Origin of the sequence: Bacillus sp. FDAARGOS_527 (assembly GCF_003812125.1) — a bacterium.
GTDB lineage: Bacteria > Bacillota > Bacilli > Bacillales > Bacillaceae_G > Bacillus_A > Bacillus_A paranthracis.
Window position 1 is genome coordinate 5,128,653 of sequence record NZ_CP033795.1, and the last position, 22,820, is coordinate 5,151,472.

At 34.3% G+C, this 22,820-nt stretch carries 14 protein-coding genes and 2 pseudogenes; 14 read left to right on the plus strand and 2 right to left on the minus strand.

Features of this window, described 5'->3' with window-relative positions; all coding sequences use genetic code 11:
• Nucleotides 1–351 precede the first annotated feature (351 nt).
• From EGX95_RS29325 to EGX95_RS29340, 4 genes and pseudogenes are all read left to right on the plus strand, one after another.
• Nucleotides 352–2,247 carry a PrkA family serine protein kinase gene (locus tag EGX95_RS29325; RefSeq protein ID WP_000353279.1) on the plus strand — a complete coding sequence of 632 codons (1,896 nt, stop codon included), beginning with the start codon at nt 352–354 and terminating at the stop codon, nt 2,245–2,247.
• Between the two features lie 447 nt (nt 2,248–2,694).
• Nucleotides 2,695–3,870, plus strand: coding sequence for a sporulation protein YhbH (yhbH, locus tag EGX95_RS29330; RefSeq protein WP_000503504.1), 1,176 nt, complete (start codon nt 2,695–2,697; stop codon nt 3,868–3,870).
• A 127-nt stretch (nt 3,871–3,997) separates the two neighbouring features.
• Nucleotides 3,998–6,979, plus strand: coding sequence for an NEAT domain-containing protein (locus tag EGX95_RS29335; protein WP_000827918.1), 2,982 nt, complete (start codon nt 3,998–4,000; stop codon nt 6,977–6,979).
• A gap of 107 nt (nt 6,980–7,086) precedes the next feature.
• Nucleotides 7,087–7,272 (plus strand): annotated as a pseudogene (locus EGX95_RS29340) (GNAT family N-acetyltransferase); the annotation flags it as partial.
• Nucleotides 7,273–7,374: 102 nt separating this feature from the next.
• Here EGX95_RS29340 and opuD read toward each other — a convergent pair.
• Nucleotides 7,375–8,925, minus strand: a complete 1,551-nt coding sequence (gene opuD / locus EGX95_RS29345; RefSeq protein ID WP_000591583.1) for a glycine betaine transporter OpuD — start codon at nt 8,923–8,925, stop codon at nt 7,375–7,377.
• A gap of 268 nt (nt 8,926–9,193) precedes the next feature.
• On the opposite strand from opuD, the gene colA reads away from it, so the two are divergent.
• From colA to EGX95_RS29375, 7 genes and pseudogenes are all read left to right on the plus strand, one after another.
• Entirely contained in the window at nt 9,194–12,091 is a 2,898-nt protein-coding gene (gene colA / locus EGX95_RS29350) for a collagenase ColA (protein WP_001036387.1), read from the plus strand.
• 247 nt (nt 12,092–12,338) lie between these two features.
• Nucleotides 12,339–12,887, plus strand: coding sequence for an NfeD family protein (locus tag EGX95_RS29355; protein WP_000242441.1), 549 nt, complete (start codon nt 12,339–12,341; stop codon nt 12,885–12,887).
• 12 nt (nt 12,888–12,899) lie between these two features.
• Nucleotides 12,900–14,474, plus strand: a complete 1,575-nt coding sequence (locus tag EGX95_RS29360) for a flotillin lipid rafts scaffold protein FloT (RefSeq protein ID WP_000155026.1) — start codon at nt 12,900–12,902, stop codon at nt 14,472–14,474.
• Nucleotides 14,475–14,710: 236 nt separating this feature from the next.
• Nucleotides 14,711–15,700, plus strand: a pseudogene (locus EGX95_RS31200) (cache and HAMP domain-containing protein); the annotation flags it as partial.
• 126 nt (nt 15,701–15,826) lie between these two features.
• A complete protein-coding gene (locus EGX95_RS31205; RefSeq protein ID WP_372424941.1) occupies nt 15,827–16,687 on the plus strand; it encodes a methyl-accepting chemotaxis protein in 861 nt (286 codons plus the stop codon).
• 151 nt (nt 16,688–16,838) lie between these two features.
• Nucleotides 16,839–18,449, plus strand: a complete 1,611-nt coding sequence (locus EGX95_RS29370; RefSeq protein ID WP_002026953.1) for an ATP-binding protein — start codon at nt 16,839–16,841, stop codon at nt 18,447–18,449.
• The gene (locus EGX95_RS29375; RefSeq protein ID WP_000503453.1) at nt 18,449–19,141 is read left to right on the plus strand and encodes a response regulator; all 693 of its coding nucleotides are present in this window, start codon (nt 18,449–18,451) and stop codon (nt 19,139–19,141) included. The genes EGX95_RS29370 and EGX95_RS29375 overlap by 1 nt, the downstream gene beginning before the upstream one ends.
• 42 nt (nt 19,142–19,183) lie before the next feature.
• Here EGX95_RS29375 and EGX95_RS29380 read toward each other — a convergent pair whose 3' ends face one another.
• Nucleotides 19,184–20,488, minus strand: a complete 1,305-nt coding sequence (locus EGX95_RS29380) for a CitMHS family transporter (RefSeq protein ID WP_000880438.1) — start codon at nt 20,486–20,488, stop codon at nt 19,184–19,186.
• Nucleotides 20,489–20,740: 252 nt separating this feature from the next.
• On the opposite strand from EGX95_RS29380, the gene EGX95_RS29385 reads away from it, so the two are divergent.
• The 3 genes from EGX95_RS29385 (at nt 20,741) to EGX95_RS29395 (ending at nt 22,741) form a co-directional block, all read left to right on the plus strand.
• Nucleotides 20,741–20,995, plus strand: coding sequence for a hypothetical protein (locus tag EGX95_RS29385; protein WP_000857645.1), 255 nt, complete (start codon nt 20,741–20,743; stop codon nt 20,993–20,995).
• Between the two features lie 134 nt (nt 20,996–21,129).
• The gene (locus tag EGX95_RS29390) at nt 21,130–21,633 is read left to right on the plus strand and encodes a nitrous oxide reductase accessory protein NosL (protein WP_001260483.1); all 504 of its coding nucleotides are present in this window, start codon (nt 21,130–21,132) and stop codon (nt 21,631–21,633) included.
• A 235-nt stretch (nt 21,634–21,868) separates the two neighbouring features.
• Entirely contained in the window at nt 21,869–22,741 is an 873-nt protein-coding gene (locus EGX95_RS29395; RefSeq protein ID WP_000287348.1) for an ankyrin repeat domain-containing protein, read from the plus strand.
• The last annotated feature ends 79 nt before the right edge of the window (nt 22,742–22,820 follow it).

Below are 22,820 nucleotides of genomic sequence, written 5' to 3' on the forward strand. Positions count from 1 at the left end.
ATGTGTACCGGGTTTATCATTGTAACCAGATGTAAAAATAGCTGTAAGAAATGTGAGTGATACACCTAAAATTAATAATAATTTCATACTAATATCCTCCTATTTTTTCAGTTTACGAATCTGAAATATGAATCGAAATGTATGTAATGTTCTTGGAAGAAAAGAATTTATTTAAAATGAATAGAGGTGTAAAAACTTTAATACCTATATTATACAGAATTTTCTTTGAATTTTGGAGAGAATTTTATAACACTACTGTATATTTCATTTTGATTTAAAGAATGTTTAAGGACATCCTAGCATACCTTTTATAATAATCCGATTGAACAAGGAGATGGGGGAGGAGCTATAATGGATATTCTAAAAAAAATTGAACAGCATCGAGAAGCAGAAGAACGCTTACAATGGGAAGGTACGTTTGCGGAGTATTTGGAGCTTGTGAAGGAAAGACCATGGGTGGCTCAAACAGCACACTCTCGCATTTACAATATGATAAAAGATGCTGGAATTGAAGAAGTTGATGGTAGAAGAAAGTATAACTTCTTTAGTAATCAGCTATTTGGGTTAGAGGATGCTTTAGAACGTCTTGTAGAGGAATATTTTCATCCGTCTGCAAAACGATTAGATGTTAGAAAACGTATTTTATTATTAATGGGTCCTGTTAGTGGAGGTAAATCAACATTAGTTACGATGTTGAAACGAGGATTAGAAACATATTCAAGAACAGATCGAGGAGCAATTTTTGCAATTAAAGGGTGCCCAATGCATGAAGATCCACTTCATTTAATTCCGCATCATTTACGAGATGATTTCTTTGATGAGTATGGAGTAAGAATTGAAGGGAATTTATCACCACTCAACGTTATGCGCCTAGAGCAAGAATATGGTGGGAGAATTGAAGATGTAGTTGTGGAGCGTATTTTCTTCTCTGAAGATCGCCGAACTGGTATTGGTACATTTAGCCCTTCTGATCCTAAATCACAAGATATTGCAGATTTAACAGGTAGCTTGGACTTTTCTACAATTGCAGAATATGGTTCAGAATCAGATCCACGAGCGTATCGCTTCGATGGAGAATTGAATAAGGCAAACCGTGGGATGATGGAATTCCAAGAGATGTTAAAATGCGACGAGAAGTTCTTATGGCATTTATTATCGCTTACGCAAGAAGGGAATTTCAAAGCGGGAAGATTTGCGCTTATTTCAGCAGATGAATTAATTGTAGCGCATACGAATGAAACAGAGTATCGCTCTTTCATAGCAAATAAGAAAAATGAAGCATTACACTCAAGAATTATTGTAATGCCAGTTCCATATAATTTACGAGTGAGTGAAGAAGAACATATTTATGAAAAAATGATTCGTGAAAGTGACGTGTCCGATGTGCACATTGCACCGCATACACTTCGGGTTGCAGCAATGTTTACGATTTTAACTCGTTTAAAAGATCCGAAGCGTCCAGATATTGATTTAATTAAAAAGATGCGTTTGTATGATGGAGAAACGGTAGAAGGTTATAATGCGATTGATGTAGAGGAGTTGCAACGCGAATATCAAGATGAAGGTATGAAAGGTATTGATCCTCGTTACGTTATTAACCGCATTTCTTCTACAATTATTCGAAAAGAGGTACCATCTATTAATGCTCTAGATGTGCTTAGATCTTTAAAAGATGGATTGGATCAGCATCCATCGATTAGTAATGAAGACCGAGAGCGCTATATGAACTTCATTTCATTAGCAAGAAAAGAATATGATGAAATTGCTAAAAAAGAAGTACAAAAAGCGTTTGTTTATTCGTATGAAGAATCCGCTAAGACACTTATGGATAATTACTTAGACAACGTTGAGGCGTACTGCAATAAGTCGAAATTACGTGATCCGTTAACAGGTGAAGAAATGAGCCCAGATGAAAAGTTAATGCGCTCGATTGAGGAGCAAATTGGAATTTCAGAAAATGCTAAAAAAGCATTCCGGGAAGAAATATTAATTCGCATCTCTGCTTATGCACGTAAAGGAAAACGCTTCGACTATAATTCGCACGAACGTCTTCGTGAAGCGATTCAGAAGAAGCTATTTGCTGATTTAAAAGATATAGTGAAAATTACAACATCAACGAAAACACCAGACGAAAATCAGCTGAAGAAAATTAATGATGTTGTTGCACGTTTAATTGATGAGCACGGCTATAATTCTTCTTCAGCAAATGAATTATTACGCTATGTAGGTAGTCTGCTAAACCGATAGTTTGATAACAAAACGCTGTCTCTTGTATTTTGCGGGACAGCGTTTTATTATCCAGTCATATGTGTAAAGTGTCATACCTTGTCCAAATGTAATAAATTAAGATGCAATTTTATGAATTTATTGTCAATTATTTTTACAATATGCATATGATAGAGTAACCAACCATTCATACGAAAAAAGCCAACACAATACAATATGTTGCAAAGTGTAAATGTGTGCAACTATGCATTGTGTTTCTTTCTTATCAAAGGCTGAATGATTCTTTTCTAGTATGTGAGTGGCAAAATTTTGTTTAGGATGCTCGGAGTATTATATGAAAAACGTTATATATGTTTATGGGATGATTTTCGATGGGCAGTTACCTTTCATTCTAGCTGGTACAGTATAAAACAAAATTTCTAGTTTGCTGTTCATATAGGAAGACAATTACAGTAAGGAGGGAAAGAAATGGGTGAAGAAAACCAACCAAATTATACGATTTCACAGGAAAACTGGTCCCTCCATCGCAAAGGATATGACGACCAACAACGCCATCAAGAGAAAGTACAAGAGGCAATTAAGAATAATTTACCCGATCTTGTAACAGAAGAAAGCATTGTTATGTCTAATGGTAAGGACGTTGTAAAAATACCGATTCGTTCTTTAGATGAATATAAGATTAGGTACAATTATGATAAAAACAAACACGTTGGGCAAGGAAATGGTGACAGCAAAGTTGGTGATGTCGTTGCGAGAGATGGATCAGGTGGTCAAAAGCAAAAAGGACCAGGAAAAGGGCAAGGAGCAGGGGATGCGGCTGGAGAAGATTATTATGAAGCTGAAGTCTCTATTTTGGAATTAGAGCAAGCATTTTTCAAAGAATTAGAATTACCTAATTTAAAGAGAAAAGAAATGGATGAAAACAAGATTGAACATGTTGAATTTAATGATATTAGAAAAACGGGATTATGGGGCAACATCGATAAGAAAAGAACGATGATATCCGCATATAAACGAAATGCGATGCGTGGTAAAGCATCTTTTCATCCAATTCATCAAGAAGATTTAAAGTTCCGTACTTGGAATGAAGTATTAAAGCCAGATTCAAAAGCTGTTGTATTAGCGATGATGGATACGAGTGGATCGATGGGAATATGGGAGAAATATATGGCACGGAGCTTCTTTTTCTGGATGACGAGATTTCTACGTACAAAGTATGAAACAGTAGATATTGAATTTATTGCCCATCATACAGAGGCAAAAGTAGTTCCAGAAGAAGAGTTTTTCTCAAAAGGAGAAAGTGGTGGAACAATTTGTTCTTCTGTATACAAAAAAGCACTCGAGCTAATTGATAATAAATACTCACCAGACCGCTATAATATTTATCCATTCCATTTTTCAGACGGTGATAATTTAACATCAGATAATGCTAGATGTGTAAAACTTGTTGAAGAATTAATGAAGAAGTGTAATATGTTTGGATATGGGGAAGTGAATCAGTACAACCGCCACAGTACCCTCATGTCAGCCTATAAAAATATTAAAGATGAAAACTTCAGATATTATATTTTAAAGCAAAAAGCAGACGTATTTCATGCGATGAAGAGCTTCTTTAAAGAAGAATCAGGAGAGAAAATGGCATAACCCCTTTTTGAGGGGTTATTTTTTGTAAACTTTTTATTTTTTTAGTTGACAATGATAATGAAAATCATTATCATTTATTCGAGAAATGATTACATTTTAATTTATATATTTTGGAGGAGATGTCAAGTTGAAAAGAAATAAAAGAAAACATATAAATGCAATGATTATAGCGGCGACGTTATCACTTCCGTTTGCTGTTTATTCAACACCTGCTTTAGCGGCAGTAGCAATTGAGGCGAATAAAACGGGACAAGGTTTAGAAGATGGTACATATGACGCTGTTATTAAAGCGTATAAAGATAAAACAAATGAAGAGTCTATGGCAGCTGTTTATATAAAAAATCCGAAATTAACAGTTGAGAACGGAAAGAAAATTGTAACAGCAACGTTAAGTGATAGTGATTTCTTTCAATACTTGAAAACAGAGGATATACATACTCCAGGTGTGTTTCATGATGTGAAAGTAATATCAGAAGATAAAAAGAAAAATGGAACGAAAGTGATTCAGTTTGAAGTAGGGGAATTAGGGAAGAGATATAATATGCAGATGCATATTTATATTCCGACAATGGCTTATGACAATAAGTATCAAGTACAGTTTGAAGTAAACACATTAAATTTAGAAAATAATGTTCCAGAAGAACAAAAGGAAAATGAAGAGGATAAATTGGATCAACAAGATAAAAACGGAAATGTAGTATTAGATAAGCAATTACAAAAGCATATTAATAAATATAACTTGAATAGAGAAAATTTAGATACCCCAATAACTAAGGAAGATTTATTAAAAGTTAAATCTTTAATAGTCGTTGAAGCCAAAAGTAAAGGAATAAAAGACGTAAGCGGTCTAGAATATATGAAGAACTTAGAAAACTTAACGTTGGAAGAAGTTAAGTTAGAAAATATAAAATTTATCTCGAATTTGAGGCAATTGAAATCATTAAGTATAACCTATGGCGAACTTGAAGATATTGGACCTTTGGCTGAGTTAGAACATATTGAGAGTTTAAGCTTGAGAAATAATAAAATTTCAGATTTAAGCCCACTAAGTCAAATGAAGAAGATTAAATTGCTAGATTTAAATAGTAATTATATAAAAGATATTAAACCATTATTTACAGCGAAATCTTTAAGGACTTTGACTGTAGCAAATAATCAAATTAGTAATGCTAATCTTGCTGGGATTGAGCAACTGAAGAATGTGAAGAGTTTATCTTTAAGTAACAATGGACTTACTAATATTGAACATATTACACCAATGAAAAAATTAGTAGAGTTAGACCTTTCTAAAAATGAATTAGAAAACATCGAACCTTTATCAAGAATGTCTACTGTACAATCACTTAATTTAGAAGAAAACTATATTTCAGATATAACACCACTTAGTCAATTAACAGGTTTATATGATTTAAAGCTAGCGTCAAATGAAATTCGTGATGTTAGACCGGTTCAAGAGTTAGGAAAAAGAATGTACATTGACGTTCAAAGACAAAAAATCTTTTTAGATGATGTAGAAAAAGATAAGGAAGTTAAAATACCTATCTATAATTTACAAGGAGAGCCACTCGATACTATTCAATTAAAGAATGGAGATGGAATAGTTAATAATGGTTCTGTTAAATGGAGTACTACCGGTGAAAAAACATACGAATTTATATTAGATATAAAGCCAGAAGAAAATCGTATTAAGTTTAATGGAATAGTAATTCAAAATGTTGTTGAAAGGTTAGATGAAATAAAAGAGGATAATGAACAAAAGGAAAATGTAATTCTCGATAAAACTTTACAACAACATATTAATAAAGAGAATTTAGGTAGAGAGAATTTAAACACTCCCATCACCAAAGAAGATTTATTACAGATTAAAAAATTAGAGATCCTTAAAGAAAAAGGAAATGAGATAAAAGATATAACAGGTTTAGAGTACATGACGAACTTAGAAAATCTCACTTTAGAAGGAGTAGGTCTGAAAAATATTGAGTTCATCTCAAACTTGAAACAATTGAATAATGTGAATGTATCTCATAATCAAATTGAAGATATAACACCACTATCTTCATTGGAAAATTTACAGTGGTTAAATCTTGAAGACAATCATATTAAAGATGTAACGGTTATTGGTTCCATGCTAAACCTATTTAGCTTAAATCTAGCTGGGAATGAGATTCGTGATGTAAGGCCGTTAATACAATTAGGCCAGTGGGGAACAATTGATGTTAGAAGGCAAAAGGTCATTTTGGATGATGCAGAAATAAATAAAGAAGTGAAGATACCTGTATATGATTTAGAAGGGGAACGAATTGAAAAGATTACGTTAAAGAGTGCAGGTGGAATGCTTACTGATGAGGGAATCATTTGGAGTACTCTAGGAGAAAAAATATATGAATTTGACTTGGATGCAGATCATTATGAGACGGGCATATTATATAGTGGCATCGTCATGCAGAATATAGTAGAAAAATTAATACCGAAAGAAGAAGTAAAAGAGCCGGAAAAAGAAGTTGAAGAAACAAAAGAAGAAGTGAAAGAAACGATAAAAGAAGTTGAAGAAGAGCAAGAAGAAGTAAAAGAGCCGGAAAAAGAAGTTGAAGAAACAAAAGAAGAAGTGAAAGAAACGATAAAAGAAGTTGAAGAAGAGCAAGAAGAAGTAAAAGAGCCGGAAAAAGAAGTTGAAGAAACAAAAGAAGAAGTGAAAGAAACGATAAAAGAAGTTGAAGAAGAGCAAGAGGAAGTAAAAGAGTCAATAAAAGAAGTTGAAGAAGAGCAAGAGGAAGTAAAAGAGCCAATAAAAGAAGTTGAAGAGGTAAAAGAAGAAGTGGACGAGCCAACAACAGGAGTTGAAGAGGCGAAAGCTGAGATAAAAGGAACAGGAAAAGAAATTGAAGGTTCAAAAGACGCAGTAAATCAATCCACAGTAGTCCAAGAACAAAACGTGAATAATCAAGTTGTGAAAGAAAATAAACCAGTTGTTAATAAGCAAGAAGAAAGTAAGAAATCATTAGGAGCAACAGGTGGACAAGAGAATACATCAACATTACTTTCAGGCATAGCGTTAGTTCTTTCAGCGATGAGTATGTTTGTATTTAGAAAGAGATTATTTAAGAAATAAAAAAACGTTTTATCTTATTATAACGTAAGATGATTATATGAGTTTTTGAGAAGACATTATCATGGCGATTTCATTTTGAAATATGCTTATGGTGATGTCTTTTTTAGAAGGAGATAAATGGAAAAGGTGTCGGAGAGCGGTTATTACAAGCTGCAATTCAATATATTTTCTCGTTCCAAGGGATGAGAGAGATAGAACTATGTTTGAATACGAATAATGATCGTGCGATGAAGTTGTACAAGAAAGTAGGTTTTGAAGAGAAGGCATGTTTACAACACTATATAATAGAGTAAAAACCCATTCATATGAAAATGATATTTCATATGAATGGGTTTTATTCATTTACTTTTTTCCGCATTCATCACAGATTTAGAAGTAATTTGAGGCGCTAATTGTTACATAACTTTTTTTATTTTTTTCGGAACTTCTTTCGTTTGCGAATTAATATCTTCTTTTCGTAGCTCTTTAAAGAGTGAAGTAACCATAAGGACGACTACGATAGAAAATGGTAGTGCTGCGATGATCGCTGCAATTTGCAGTGCATTTAATCCTCCAGCTTGTAATAAAATAGCTGCGATGATCGCGATTGTTAATCCCCATATAAGTTTTAAACTATTTTTTGGTGATAAGCTTCCGTTACTCGTTTGCATAGAAACGACAAATGTTGCCGAGTCAGCAGAAGTAACGAAAAATGTGGCTACTAAAATTAACCCGATAATTGTTAAAAATGTAGAGAACGGTAGATGTGAAATAACAGCAAATAATCCAATCTCTGTACCATTTTTTGCGATTTCATCAGCTATACCAAGCGATTGGAACATTTCCATATGGATAGCGGTACCGCCAAATACTGCAAACCAAAATGTGCAGATGAGAGTTGGGACTAATACAACTCCAAAAATAAATTCTTTTATTGTGCGTCCTTTAGAAATACGGGCGATGAATGTACCGACGAATGGAGACCAAGAGATCCACCATCCCCAATAGAAAATAGTCCAGTTTTCAATCCAAGAAGAAGATTTTTCATTAAATGCTCCTAAATTTAATCCCATACTAGGTAAAGCTCCAATATAAGAACCGAGTGTAGATGTGAAATATTTCATAATAAATACAGTTGGTCCTAAAAGTAAAAAGGAAATGAGTAAAATACCTGCAAGAGAGAAATTTAAGTTACTCAAATATTTAATCCCACGATCTAAGCCAGTTTGTGCACTTGTTAAATATAAAACAGCGAAGATGGCGATAAGTATGAGCTGTGTAAATAAAGTGTTATGAATAGAAGGGAATAAATAGCTTAATCCTCCGGCGATTTGTTGAGCACCAATCCCAACAGATGGTACAATACCGAATACTGTGGCTAAAACAGCTAAAATATCGACTGTTTTTCCGATAGGAGAATTTTTCGATCGATTAAATAATGGAGTAACTGTAGCCCCAATTGTGCTACCTTTTTGTTTGCGGAATGTGAAATATGCAATTGTTAAAGCAACCATTGCGTATAGTGACCATGGAAAGAGACCCCAGTGGAAAAACGAATATTGCATAGCGAGCTTGGCACTTTCCTCTGTACCTGCTTTTCCTGTTAGTGGATCTGTAAAGTGTGAAATCGGTTCAGCGATTCCATAAAAGAGGAGTCCAATTCCCATTCCTGCCCCAAATAACATGGATAGCCAAGATGGATAACTATACTTTGGTTTTTCTCCATCTTTACCAAGACGAATAGAACCGTACTTAGAAAATGCTAAATAAGCGGCTAAAATAATCATTGCGGTCATAAGTAGAGAGTAAAACCATCCAAATTTATTGAGGATAAATGAATTTAAAGAAGATGTAACGCTTTGTAAATCATAGCCTTGTATCCAACTTGCCGGGGTAATTCCCCATATGATGAATAATGTTGTTAGCAAGATGGAGATATAAAATACACTGTTCTCTTTTTTTATCATAGAATCCCACCCTTGTTTAATAAAGTTAACAATTATATTAATCATAACAATTAAAGGGTTAATTGTCAAAAAATTCGATTTTTAACGTGTGTAAAAGGACTGTTTAATCGCTAAAGATTCATAACTATTGGCGGCTAGATAGTGGGGAGATTGTTCACGATATGTACAAAATGTAAGAAGAAATAATATGAAATATTGCATTTTATATTGTTGTATCTAGATTTTATGTTAAATTCTTGGATGGAATATTAAAATAGGGGGCAAGGATATGAACAAGAAATCAAAGATTAATAAAGTTATGCTTAGCATTAGTACAATGGCTCTATCATTAGGGGCGCTTCAAGCTCCTGCATCAGCAGAAGAAAAAGTACCGTATAACGTGTTGAAAACGAAACCAGTTGGAATTGAAAAACCAGTAGATGAGATTGGGCACGTTTCTAAAGCGGAGGAAACATTATCGTTTCAAGAACGTTTAAAAGTAGGAGACTTTTCACAGCGACCAGCATCTATTCCGAACAAAGCGGCAGTAAAGCAAGTTAAGGAAAGTTATTCAATGGCTGATTTAAACAAAATGAATGATCAAGAATTAGTTGAAACGTTAGGCTGTATTAAGTGGCACCAAATTACAGATTTATTCCAGTTTAATGAAGATGCAAAAGCTTTTTATAAAGATAAGGGGAAAATGCAAGTCATTATAGATGAATTAGCTCATCGAGGTAGTACGTTTACGAGAGATGATTCAAAAGGAATTCAAACGTTTACGGAAGTGCTACGTTCAGCTTTTTATCTGGCATTTTATAATAACGAATTAAGTGAATTAAATGAAAGAAGTTTCCAGGACAAATGTTTACCTGCTTTAAAATCTATCGCAAAAAATCCAAACTTTAAGCTTGGTACAGCTGAACAAGATACAGTCGTATCTGCATACGGTAAATTAATTAGTAATGCGTCAAGCGATGTTGAAACAGTTCAATACGCATCGAATATTTTAAAGCAATATAATGATAATTTTAATACGTATGTAAATGATCGAATGAAGGGACAAGCAATATACGATATTATGCAAGGGATTGACTATGATATACAGTCTTACTTAATTGAGGCTCGTAAAGAAGCGAATGAAACGATGTGGTATGGAAAAGTAGATGGGTTTATTAATGAAATAAATCGTATTGCTCTTCTAAATGAAGTAACACCAGAAAATAAGTGGCTCGTTAATAATGGAATTTACTTTGCGAGTCGTTTCGGGAAGTTTCATAGCAATCCAAATAAAGGATTAGAAGTTGTGACACAGGCAATGCATATGTATCCACGTTTAAGTGAGCCGTATTTTGTCGCAGTAGAACAAATTACAACAAATTATAACGGAAAAGATTATAGCGGGAATACAGTAGATTTAGAGAAAATACGTAAAGAAGGAAAAGAGCAGTACTTACCAAAAACGTATACATTTGATGATGGATCTATCGTATTTAAAACAGGAGATAAAGTATCGGAAGAAAAAATTAAGAGACTATACTGGGCTGCAAAGGAAGTAAAAGCGCAGTATCATCGTGTAATTGGGAATGATAAAGCGTTAGAGCCGGGCAATGCAGATGATATATTAACGATCGTAATTTATAACAGTCCAGAAGAGTACCAATTAAATAGACAACTGTATGGATATGAAACGAACAACGGTGGAATTTATATTGAAGAAACAGGAACATTCTTTACATATGAACGCACGCCAGAACAAAGTATTTATAGTTTAGAAGAATTATTCCGCCATGAGTTTACCCATTATCTTCAAGGGAGATATGAAGTGCCAGGTTTATTCGGAAGAGGAGATATGTATCAAAATGAAAGGTTAACTTGGTTCCAAGAAGGAAATGCAGAGTTTTTCGCAGGGTCTACTCGAACAAATAATGTAGTACCGAGAAAGAGCATCATTAGTGGATTATCATCTGATCCTGCAAGTCGTTATACAGCAGAGCGTACATTATTTGCTAAATACGGTTCTTGGGATTTCTATAATTACTCGTTCGCATTGCAGTCTTACTTATATACGCATCAGTTTGAAACATTTGATAAAATTCAAGATTTGATTCGTGCGAATGACGTGAAAAATTATGATGCATATCGTGAAAATCTAAGTAAAGATCCTAAGTTAAATAAAGAGTATCAAGAGTATATGCAGCAGCTAATCGATAATCAAGATAAATATAATGTACCGGCAGTAGCGGATGATTATTTAGCTGAACATGCCCCAAAATCATTAACAGCAGTAGAGAAAGAAATGACTGAAACGTTGCCGATGAAAGATGCAAAAATGACAAAACATAGCTCCCAATTCTTTAATACATTTACATTAGAAGGTACGTATACAGGTAGTGTAACAAAAGGTGAGTCAGAAGATTGGAACGCAATGAGTAAGAAAGTAAATGAAGTTTTGGAACAACTTGCGCAAAAAGAATGGAGTGGCTACAAAACTGTTACAGCATATTTCGTCAATTATCGTGTAAATAGCTCAAATGAATTTGAATATGATGTAGTCTTCCACGGTATCGCAAAAGATGACGGAGAAAATAAAGCTCCAACGGTTAATATAAATGGCCCTTATAATGGACTTGTAAAAGAAGGTATTCAATTTAAAAGTGACGGCTCAAAAGATGAAGATGGAAAAATCGTTTCATATTTATGGGATTTTGGAGATGGAAGAACAAGTACAGAAGTAAATCCAGTACATGTATATGAAAGAGAAGGTTCATATAAAGTAGCGTTAATAGTAAAAGATGATAAAGGGAAAGAGAGCAAAAGCGAAACAACGGTTACGGTTAAAGATGGAAGTTTAACAGAATCAGAACCAAATAATCGCCCGGAGGAAGCAAATCGTATTGGACTAAACACTACGATAAAAGGTAGCCTTATCGGCGGGGATCACACTGATGTTTATACATTTAATGTAGCATCAGCGAAAGATATCGATATTTCCGTTTTAAATGAGTATGGAATCGGGATGACATGGGTACTTCACCATGAATCAGATATGCAAAATTATGCTGCTTACGGTCAAGCAAATGGCAATCATATAGAGGCAAACTTTAATGCAAAACCAGGTGAATATTACTTGTATGTATATAAATATGATAATGGCGATGGAACTTACAAATTATCAGTAAAATAAGTGCTTTTCCAATGTATGTTTAACTTTACTTTTTGTGGAAAATAGTATATTATATAGATATATAATATATCGGTTATTTACTAGGAGGAGCCTGTCACAATAGGCTTCTCCTGTTCTTTTTTAGGGGACCTGTCTTACAGGCTTTTCTTTAAAATTTAAATAACTGAAAATTAAGAACAATAATCTTTGAAAGAGGTGGGGCATACACATAACAAAAAAGGGATTGTTTAAGAGAGGGGGATAAGAAATGGTTTTGTTTGGTTATCCACTTGAGACAATTTATTTATACGGATTTATTATTGCTACTATACTCACTGTGATTTATATCTTTTTTGGGGATATATTTGAATCCATATTTAGTTTTGGAGGCGGATCTGTATCCGTTGTTACTTTATTACTTAGTTTTTTCGCTATGTTATGTGGACTTAGTTATATAGGAGAATATTTATTTTCCTTTAATAGTATTCTTATTTTCGTGGCTGCATTTGCTATATCCTTTATTGGTGTATTCATAATGAAAATATTAATTTTAAAACCGATTGCAGAAGCAGAACAAAATACTGTGCAACGTATGGATGAATTCATTGGTTGCAAGGGAGAAGTCATTACGACAATTCCTACAGAAGGATTTGGTGAAGTATTAATATCCTCTCAATTTGGAAGTAATGCAATTCCAGCTAAAACAATTGGGAAAAAAGATATTTCACAAGGAACTGAAGTTATTATTGAGGGAGTCCAAGATGGTGTTTTGCTTGTACAAAACATCGCTTATTCTTTAAAAAAACCAAAATTATAAGGGGGAATTCACATGACGATTCCATTAATTATTGGTGGAGTTTTACTCGCAATTTTAATTCTACTCATTTTAGTATTCATTACGAAGTATCGAACAGTTGGACCAGATGAAGCGTTAATTGTTACAGGGAACTGGCTTGGTGGTGGGAAAAATGTAGTTACCACTGATGATGGAAAGAAGATTAAGATTATTCGCGGTGGCGGTACATTCGTAGTGCCAATCATGCAAAGAGCAGAACCTTTAAGCTTACTAAATTACAAGTTAGAAGTGGGCACACGCGATACGTATACGAAGCAAGGTGTTCCAGTTACAGTAAATGGTGTTTCTATTATTAAAGTAGGTTCTACAATTGAAGAAGTATCGACAGCAGCTGAGCAATATTTAGGAAAAGAAACAGAAGAGTTAAAAGTAGAAGCGAAAGAAGTTTTAGAAGGTCATTTACGTGCGATTTTATCTTCTATGACAGTAGAAGATGCGTATAGTAATAGAGAGCAATTTGCTCAAAAGGTGCATGAAGTAGCTTCTACAGATTTAAAGAAAATGGGTCTTCGTATCGTTTCCTTTACAATTAAAGAAATTATGGATAAGAACGGTTACTTAGATGCACTTGGTCAGCCGCAAATTGCGACGGTTAAGCGTGATGCAACAATTGCAAATGCAGAGCGTGAAAAGGAAGCGCGTATTGAAAAAGCTCGTGCTGAGAAAGAAGCGAAAGAGGCTGAATACCAACGTGATGCCCAAATCGCTGAAGCTGAAAAACATAAAGAATTAAAAGTACAATCTTATAAGAGAGAGCAAGAACAAGCTCGTGCAGATGCAGATCTTTCTTACGAATTACAACAGGCGAAAGCGCAACAAGGTGTTACAGAAGAGCAAATGCGCGTTAAAATCATTGAGCGTGAGAAACAAATTGAATTAGAAGAAAAAGAGATTGCGCGTCGTGAAAAGCAATACGATGCAGAAGTAAAGAAAAAAGCAGATGCAGATCGCTATGCTGTTGAGCAATCAGCGGAAGCAGAAAAAGTAAAACAAATGAAAAAGGCAGATGCGGATCAATATAAGATTGAAGCTGAAGCGAGAGCACGTGCGGAAGAAGTACGCGTGGAAGGTTTAGCGAAGGCGGAAATCGAAAAAGCGCAAGGTCAAGCAAAAGCGGAAGTACAAAAAGCACAAGGTACGGCGGAAGCAGATGTTATTAGGTTAAAAGGTTTAGCAGAAGCAGAAGCGAAACAAAAAATTGCAGAGGCATTTGAGTTATATGGCCAAGCGGCAATTATGGATATGGTACTTAAAATGCTTCCAAGTTATGCGAAGGAAGTTGCCAGTCCACTTAGCAACATTGATAAAATTACAGTTGTCGATACAGGCGGCGGTGGTAAAAATAGCGGCGCCGGAAAAGTTGCAGGTTATGCGACTGATTTAATGGCAACGATGCAAGAAACATTAAAAGCTTCTTCTGGCATTGATTTAAAAGAGTTATTAGAAGGATTTGCTGGAAAAGGAGCAGTACAACAATTATCAAACGATAAACCTGTTGTATCAGTAGCAGAAAATGAGAAAAAAGAAGTAGCAAAAGATAAAGAATAGTATAGTGGGTGGAACCTCTAGTAAGTGAGATACTAGAGGTTCTTCTGTGAATTGTTCGAATAATTTACATTTTAATATATTGTTTTAATTATTTAATTTATATAGAATGAAAAAGGTATGTATTAATTCTTTAATAGAAAAAGAGATAAAGAGTTGATACATTTTAATCGTATAATTTATATAAAGAAATTAAATGTAAGGTAATTACATTTAAAACGGTATGGAGGGGTAGAAATATGCTTCAAGGGAAATTAAGGAGAAGTAGTTTAAAAGCAAAGTTACTTGTGTCATTTGTTATCATTTTAGTTCTTCCAAGTATTGTAATTGGTTGGACGTCTTATCAACAAGCGAAGACAAATTTTAACGAAACAATTTTACAATCAGCGGAAGATAACGTAAAGATTTTAAATAATGTTATTAATAAAGAGATAGACAGTAAAAAGGTAGACGCAGTATATTTTACAAAGTTATTTAACGGAGTAAGTTACGGAACTGATCAGCTTCAAAATGTGCAAAATAAATTAGAAGAATATAATAAATTACATCCAGAAATAGAAGCAATTTATACGGGGGCTAGTACGGGACAATTTATTCAATCACCGTCTATTCAAATGCCAGATGGGTATAATCCTACCGAAAGAGATTGGTATAAAGAAGCAGCGAAAAAAAGCGGAGAAGTGGTTATCACAGCCCCATATAAGTCAAGTACAACAGGGAATATTGTTATTACAATAGCAAAACAAAATGAGGATAAGAGCGGTGTTCTCGGTATTGATTTAATTATTAATGATATTGTAAATACTTCAAAAATGGTCAATATCGGCAAAAAAGGATATGTAGCAATCTTCGACCAATCTAAACATGTAATAGCACATCCGACGATGAAACCGGGTGACAAAATAGAAGAAAAACTGGAGAAGGAATTGTACAAACAGGAAACAGGTGATTTTAAATTCAAACTCGATGGTGATGATCGCAATATTACCTTTATAACAAATAAGCAGACTGGATGGAAAATAGCAGGAATTATGCCTTCAAAAGAAATTATTGAAGCAGCTAATCCTATTTTCTATAAAACGCTAACTGTTATTGGTATTTCATTAATAATTGGTGGGATTTTAATTTACTTCATAATTGCTTCTATCATTAGTCCGTTAAAACAACTTGTTATATCATCGAAAAAGATTAGTGAAGGCGATTTAACAGAAACAATTACAGTTCATTCTAAAGATGAAATTGGACAGCTAGGAGAAAGTTTTAACGAGATGGCGACATCATTACATCAGGTCATTTCTAATATAAATACTTCAGCAAGTCACGTGGCGGCATCTTCAGAAGAATTAACAGCTAGTATGAAGCAGACAAGTGAAGCGACGGAACAAATTACACAAGCAATAGAGCAAGTGTCGAGCGGGGCTGAAATACAAACGAAAGAAGTTGAAGAAGGTGCAACATTATTAGAAGAAGTTACAGAAGGAATTCAGCGTGTTGCAGATAGTTCTTCATTAGTATCCACAGCATCTATGTATACGAAGAAAAAGGCTGAAGATGGTGGAAAGTTAGTTGAACAAACTGTGAATCAAATGCAATTAATCCATGAGTCTGTTTCACAATCAGATAAAGTTATTGTTTTGTTAGATGATAAATCAAAACAAATTGGAGCAATCCTTGAGGTGATTCAACATATTGCAGAGCAGACCAATTTATTAGCATTAAATGCTGCAATTGAGGCTGCAAGGGCTGGAGAGCAAGGAAGAGGATTTGCAATTGTAGCAGATGAAGTACGAAAATTAGCTGAGCAATCAGGACAGTCTTCTACGGAAATTGGAAAACTAGTGAAAGAAATCCAATTTGATATCAAGGAAACGGTAAGTTCTATGAAGCTAGTTGGGACAGAAGTACAATCAGGGCTTGTAGTTGCAAATGAAACGAAGCAAAGCTTTGCTGAAATATTGAAATCTACGGATGATACAGTAGTACAAATTGATAACATGGTAGGTGTAGCGAAGCAAATGACGGTAGATGCAAGACAAGTAAGTGCATCTATTAATGAAATTGCAGCTACAATTGAAGAAAATGCAGCAAGCGTTCAAAATATTGCTGGTTCCTCTGAAGAACAATTAGCTTCAGTAGATGAAATAAATGCAGCAGCAGTCCATTTATCACAAATGGCAGAAGAATTACAAGAGATGATTGGTAAGTTTAAAGTGTAATAACGAATGTTAAGAAACGGGGTAATAATTTTACTTCGTTTCTTTTTTTATGAAGAGAAAAAGAAAGAAATATAGAGTAACCGTGTTATGATTAAGTATAACTAAAAAGACTGTATATTCTTTAAATTCTATCTTTAATCATGTTAGGGGAATGGTTTTGAAATTTAAAAAATTAAAACTCCAACCGAGAATCACATTAACTATTAGTACACTTATTCTTGTTGTACTTATGCTAACGAGTTATTTATTTTATTACATATTATCTGAAACGGTAGAAGAGCAAATTGGCAAAAGAGCTTTGCATGTTGCGAAAACAGTTGCTGCTATACCAGAAATCAAGGAAGCTTTTCAAACAGAAAATCCAGCTTCTATTATTCAACCGATTGCGGAAAAAATTCGAATTGATACAGATGCTGATTTTATTGTAGTTGGAAATAAAGAAGGGATTCGTTATGCACATCCTAGGAAAGATAAAATAGGAGAAGCAATGGTTGGCGGAGATAACAAAGGAGTTTTATTAGAAGGGAAATCTTACGTTTCGAAAGCAACTGGATCATTAGGCCCTTCATTACGTGGAAAAGTTCCAATCCGTAATCAGGAAAATGAAATCATTGGTGTGGTATCTGTTGGATTTTCAATGGATGATATTCATGGAGCGGTAGAAGTGTATGGAAAGCGTGTGTTTTGGATTACAATAATAGGTCTATTAATTGGAGTAATCGGCTCTATATATTTAGCTGGCAGTATAAAAAGAATGATGTTTGGGATGGAGCCAGAAGAAATTTCATCTTTATATGAAGAGCATAGTACAGTGATTCAATCTGTACGTGAGGGGATTATTGTCATTGATCAACATGGCATAATTAGTTTAGTTAATCAAGCAGCCTATGATATTCTTTCGCTAGATGAACAACGAAATATTATTGGAGAATTTATTTTAGATGTAATTCCTAATTCAACGATATTAGATGTACTTCAAACTGGTGAAGAACAGTTTGACCGCCAATTAAATATAAAAGGGCAGGCTGTTATTGCGAACCGTCTACCTATTAAAGTAAAGAATAAAGTAACTGGCGTTGTATCGAGCTTACGTTTGAAATCTGAAATGGATCAGTTAACAGCAGAATTATCTCAGACAAAGCAATATACAGAGGCATTACGAGCGCAAACGCATGAATATAACAATTTGTTGTATACGCTTTCAGGTCTTATCCAGCTAGAATTATATGAAGATGCTTTGGAGCTTATTCATAAGGAAACAGCGGTATATCAAGATTTTGTTCAATTTATTATGAAACGAATTCAAAATCCATGGTTAGGTGGGATTTTAATTGGATTCTATAATAGAGCAAGAGAGTTGAAGATTGATTTTATGCTAGATAGAGAGAGTAGCTTAGACAAATTAAGCCCGCATATTGAGAGTAATTATGTCGTTTCTATTTTAGGAAATTTAATTACGAATGCATTTGAAGCGATTGAAAGAAATGAAGAATATGATAAGAAAGTAAGAATGTTTGTAACTGATATCGGAGAAGAAATAGTCATTGAAGTGGAAGACTCAGGACAAGGGATTCATGATGAGGTCATTACTAGCATATTCTATAAAGGCTTCTCGACGAAAGAAGGCGAGAAGCGAGGATATGGATTAGCAAAGGTGAAAGAGTTAGTAGAAGATTTAAATGGAAGTATCGCAATTGAAAAAGGGGATTTAGGTGGTGCATTGTTTATTATTGCATTACCAAAAGAGAGAGGCGAATTGTAATGGGTGAGGAGATTGAAGTATTGATTGTAGAAGATGATATTCGAATTGCAGACATTCATCGTCGTTTTACTGAAAAGATTGAGGGATTTAAGGTAATTGGAACAGCGACGACTGGGGAACAAGCGAAAGAATGGCTAGATCTTGTGAAGCCACAGCTCGTTTTATTAGACGTGTACCTACCTGATATGCAAGGAACGGAACTTGTCACATATATTAGACATAATTTACATGATACAGATATTATTATGATTACAGCTGCATCGGAAACAGATGTAGTGAGGCACGCCCTGCGAGGTGGAGTAACAGATTATATCGTAAAGCCACTTATGTTTGATCGATTTAAAACAAGTTTGGAAAATTATCAAAAAAAGCTTTTACAGCTAAAGAAAAATAATCAGTTATCTATAGAACAAATTGAACATTTATGGTCTCAAAGAGGCGTAAAGGGAAATGAAATAGAATATGCCCCGAAAGGGATAGACCCTTTAACTTTAGCAAAAATAAAAAAGCATATGTTAACAGTAAATGAAGAAGGTATTACTGCGGAAGTGCTAAGCGCAATGGTCGGAGTAAGTAGGTCAACAGCGAGGCGTTATTTAGAATATTTAATATCAGGAAAGAAAGTTCATGCGGAGCTTATATATGGGAGTGTAGGGAGACCAGAAAGAAGATATTTTCTTGTTTCTTCATAATAAAAAACAGTAGAGGATATATGTCCGCTACTGTTTTTTATTTTATATTGGAATAATCCCAATTACAATTCCAGTAATCAACATGACCATTGTCGTTCCAACTGCCCACAATAAAGTAAAACGTTGATGTTCACCAAAATCAACTTTGGCCATTCCGACTAATAAATAAGTGGATGCGACAAGGGGGCTTAATAAGTGAACAGGTTGCCCGAGTAAGGAAGCGCGTCCCATTTCAGCTGCACTAATTCCGTAAGTGGCAGCAGCTTTCGTTAAAATAGGTAGTACACCGAAATAAAATGCATCATTGGACATGAAAAATGTGAATGGCATACTAAGAAGAGCTGTAATAATTGGTAGTTGTGGTCCAAGAGCGTCTGGTATAAGAGTTACTACACTTTTAGCCATTGCATCTACCATTTTTGTTCCTGATAAAATTCCAGTGAAAATCCCAGCGGCAAATACGAGAGAAACAACCGCTAATACGTTTCCTGCGTGAGAAGCAATACGCTCTTTCTGTTGCTCTAAGTTCGGATAGTTAATCATAACAGCAATAGCGAAAGCGATTGTAAATAAAACAGGTAACGGCATAACTTCTAGTATGAGACAGACAAGTAAGGTAGCAGTTAATAAAAAGTTAATCCATAGAAGTTTAGGGCGCTTATGAACAGCAGCTTCTACTGTTGCAGCTTGCTCATCTGTTGTTTGCATTTGTTTTAAATATTGTATATCCATAATTCCTAAACGTTTTCTTTCTTTTTTTCCAAGATAGTAAGCAACGAAAACTACCCAAAGTGCACCAGCAATCATTCCTGGTATAAGTGGTGTAAAGAGCTCTGATGCGTCTAGTCCAAGTGCACTCATAACACGAGCTGTCGGTCCACCCCATGGTGTAAGATTTGTCACCCCTGCACCTAACATAACAACCCCAGCTAATATAAGTGGATTCATCCCAAGGCGTTTATATAGTGGATACATTGCGGAAACAGTAATCATATAGGTTGTCGTTCCATCCCCATCTAATGAAACGATAATAGTAAGAATTGCTGTGCCAACAACAATTTTTAAAGGATCCCCTTTTACAAATTTCAAAATCCTACTAATGACAGGATCGAATAAACCGCTATCAATCATAATTCCAAAATATAAAATAGCAAACATAAGCATAATACCAGTAGGTGCTAGTTTTTGAATTCCCTCTAACATCATAGGTCCCATGTCTGCATAAAATCCTCCAATTAAAGCGAAAGTAATTGGAATTAATATTAATGCTACTAGTGCTGACATACGTTTTGTCATAATTAAAAACATAAAGACAAATACCATTGCAAATCCAAGTAGTGCTAACATGTAATCTCCCCCTCAAAAATGATTACGCTTTCAAAATAAAATAAAAATTCAGAAAAAGGTTTTTTGTTTATCATAAAAGCATCTATTTGAATGGTAAATAATTTGAAAAATAACATCATTAGAAGCATAATTTTTATTTTGGTCATTTTGTTCACGGTAGTTAATTTGAATTTTTAAAAAGTAAGCTGCTCTCCATAAGAATGGTAGAATAAGATGAAAATATTGAAGTGTGAAATAGGGAGTAGATTTTATATGAAAACAAGAATGGAAGAGATTTGTAGTTCTTATGAAGGAAAAGTAGAAGAGATTTTTGTTAATGAATCTTCTTACGTATATGAGTGGGAAAAATTAATGATGATCCGAAAAAATAACGGTGAGCTTGAAAAGGTTGCAGTCGGTATCAGTGGAAATATAAGATTAGTAAATGTAGTTGTTGGGCAGCAAATTCATACAGATACATTATTAGTTAGATTAGAAGATGATTTATTAATTACAGGCTGTGAATGATGAGAGATGTGTAGATATGACTACACATCTTTTTTGTTCTATATATTACAAAAGACACATTGTTTTTTCACAAATCGCACACAAGTTTTTGATATGCTCCTTGTAGAAGATAGGGTTAGGGGGGAAATAATACAATGAGAACAAGGTATGTGATGTTTGCTATATGCTTATTCTTTGTCTTTACAATTGTAGGATGTGGTAAGAAACAAGCAGAGGCTGTGGCAATTGATGAGAAGCATGATAAGTGTGATATTTGCCAAATTGGGGTAATGGATAATCAATTTGCAACAGAAATCATTTTAGAAAATGGAAAAGCATTAAAGTTTGATGATATCGGTTGTATGTATAAATGGATGGAGATTAATTCAGGTGAAAAGACGAAAGAAAAATTTGTTCGAGATTATGATTCGAAAGATTGGGTTTCGTTAGAAGACGCTACTTATGTATATGATAAAACAATTACAACACCAATGGCTTATAATGTCATTTCATTTAAAAACAAAAAAGATGCAGAGAGCTTTGTATCTAACTATAAGGGGAAAGTTCTCTCGTATAAAGAGCTAGCAGAGCATAAATGGGAAATGAATAAAGAAATGATGGGGAACACGAAAAAGGGAAATCAAGGTGGGCATCATTAATACTAGAAAAAGTGTAAAATTTTTAGAAGAACGGTTACAATGGAATGTAGTGACCTAAAGCAATCATCTATGTACTTTTTAGAAATGTATACAAATGCGGTAAAATCGTGCTAAACTAATTGCTTCATAATGTTAATGATGAGGCCAGCAGGCGTATCATGCCAATAGGTTGAGAAACATAGTATAAGTTTAAGATAATCCGATTAAAGAAGGAATATAAAGGGCTTATGGATAAATGTACTCAAGAAGAGTTATTGTATGTGATGGAGGAATGGTTAAGAAAACATTATCTTTCATAGGAGCTGTAGTTGTGAGAAAACAAAAAATTTTATTATGTATGTTATTAGGACTTTTAATGACGGTAGTAGCTTGCGATAAGCAAGAAGAGCCAGAATCGAAACCGGTTCATGTGAAAAATGAAAAGAAAAAAGAGAAGCATAAAGAACAGGAAGAATCTAAAGAAGAAAAAAGTATAAATTTAATGGACAAACAGTTGCTACTTTCTGCCACTCTTGGAGATACAGAAACAGCTATGAAGTTGATCCAAGATGGAGCGAATATAAATGTAGAAGGTGACAACGGAGAAACACCTGTCCTTGCAGCAACGTACCAAAATCATGTAGAGACAGTGAAAGCATTAATTGGTGCAGGTGCTAATATTGAAATTAAAGATGAGAAACAAAGTAATCCACTTCTTTATGCGAGTAGAGAAGGCTATACGGATATTGTAAAAGTATTAATTAATGCAGGAGTTAATACGAAAGAAACGACTAAGTCAGGTGGAACAGCACTTATTTCTGCATCTGAGCGTGGCCATGTAGAGGTCGTAAAAGAATTGTTAGAGCATACAGATATTGATGTCAATTATAAAAATGCTCGTGGTGGAACAGCTTTAGTAGAAGCAATTGTATTAGGAAATGGTAGTGAAAATCATAAGAAAGTAATTCAAATGCTTATTGACCACGGGGCAGATGTAAATATGGCCAATAAGGAAAATATTACGCCACTGCAATATGCTGAAAAAAGAGGTTTTAAAGATATTGCAAATATGTTGAGGGTAGCTGGAGCGAATGAAGTAGTACAGCCACAACCGCAACCGGTAGAATAACAAGTATGAAATAATCCCATTTAGATAGACAGAATGAAGAAGTCATTGAGTATGATGGATTCAGTAATGTGTATGTAAA

Excerpts from the sequence above, each read along its gene's own strand:
- EGX95_RS31205 (WP_372424941.1), top strand. The coding sequence starts at position 15,827 with ATGAAGCAGACAAGTGAAGCGACGGAACAAATTACACAAGCAATAGAG.
- EGX95_RS29375 (WP_000503453.1), top strand. The coding sequence starts at position 18,449 with ATGGGTGAGGAGATTGAAGTATTGATTGTAGAAGATGATATTCGAATT.
- EGX95_RS29370 (WP_002026953.1), top strand. The coding sequence starts at position 16,839 with ATGGTTTTGAAATTTAAAAAATTAAAACTCCAACCGAGAATCACATTA.
- EGX95_RS29360 (WP_000155026.1), top strand. The coding sequence starts at position 12,900 with ATGACGATTCCATTAATTATTGGTGGAGTTTTACTCGCAATTTTAATT.
- colA (WP_001036387.1), top strand. The coding sequence starts at position 9,194 with ATGAACAAGAAATCAAAGATTAATAAAGTTATGCTTAGCATTAGTACA.
- EGX95_RS29380 (WP_000880438.1), bottom strand. The coding sequence starts at position 20,488 with ATGTTAGCACTACTTGGATTTGCAATGGTATTTGTCTTTATGTTTTTA.
- EGX95_RS29325 (WP_000353279.1), top strand. The coding sequence starts at position 352 with ATGGATATTCTAAAAAAAATTGAACAGCATCGAGAAGCAGAAGAACGC.
- opuD (WP_000591583.1), bottom strand. The coding sequence starts at position 8,925 with ATGATAAAAAAAGAGAACAGTGTATTTTATATCTCCATCTTGCTAACA.
- EGX95_RS29355 (WP_000242441.1), top strand. The coding sequence starts at position 12,339 with ATGGTTTTGTTTGGTTATCCACTTGAGACAATTTATTTATACGGATTT.
- EGX95_RS29390 (WP_001260483.1), top strand. The coding sequence starts at position 21,130 with ATGAGAACAAGGTATGTGATGTTTGCTATATGCTTATTCTTTGTCTTT.
- yhbH (WP_000503504.1), top strand. The coding sequence starts at position 2,695 with ATGGGTGAAGAAAACCAACCAAATTATACGATTTCACAGGAAAACTGG.
- EGX95_RS29395 (WP_000287348.1), top strand. The coding sequence starts at position 21,869 with ATGTACTCAAGAAGAGTTATTGTATGTGATGGAGGAATGGTTAAGAAA.
- EGX95_RS29385 (WP_000857645.1), top strand. The coding sequence starts at position 20,741 with ATGAAAACAAGAATGGAAGAGATTTGTAGTTCTTATGAAGGAAAAGTA.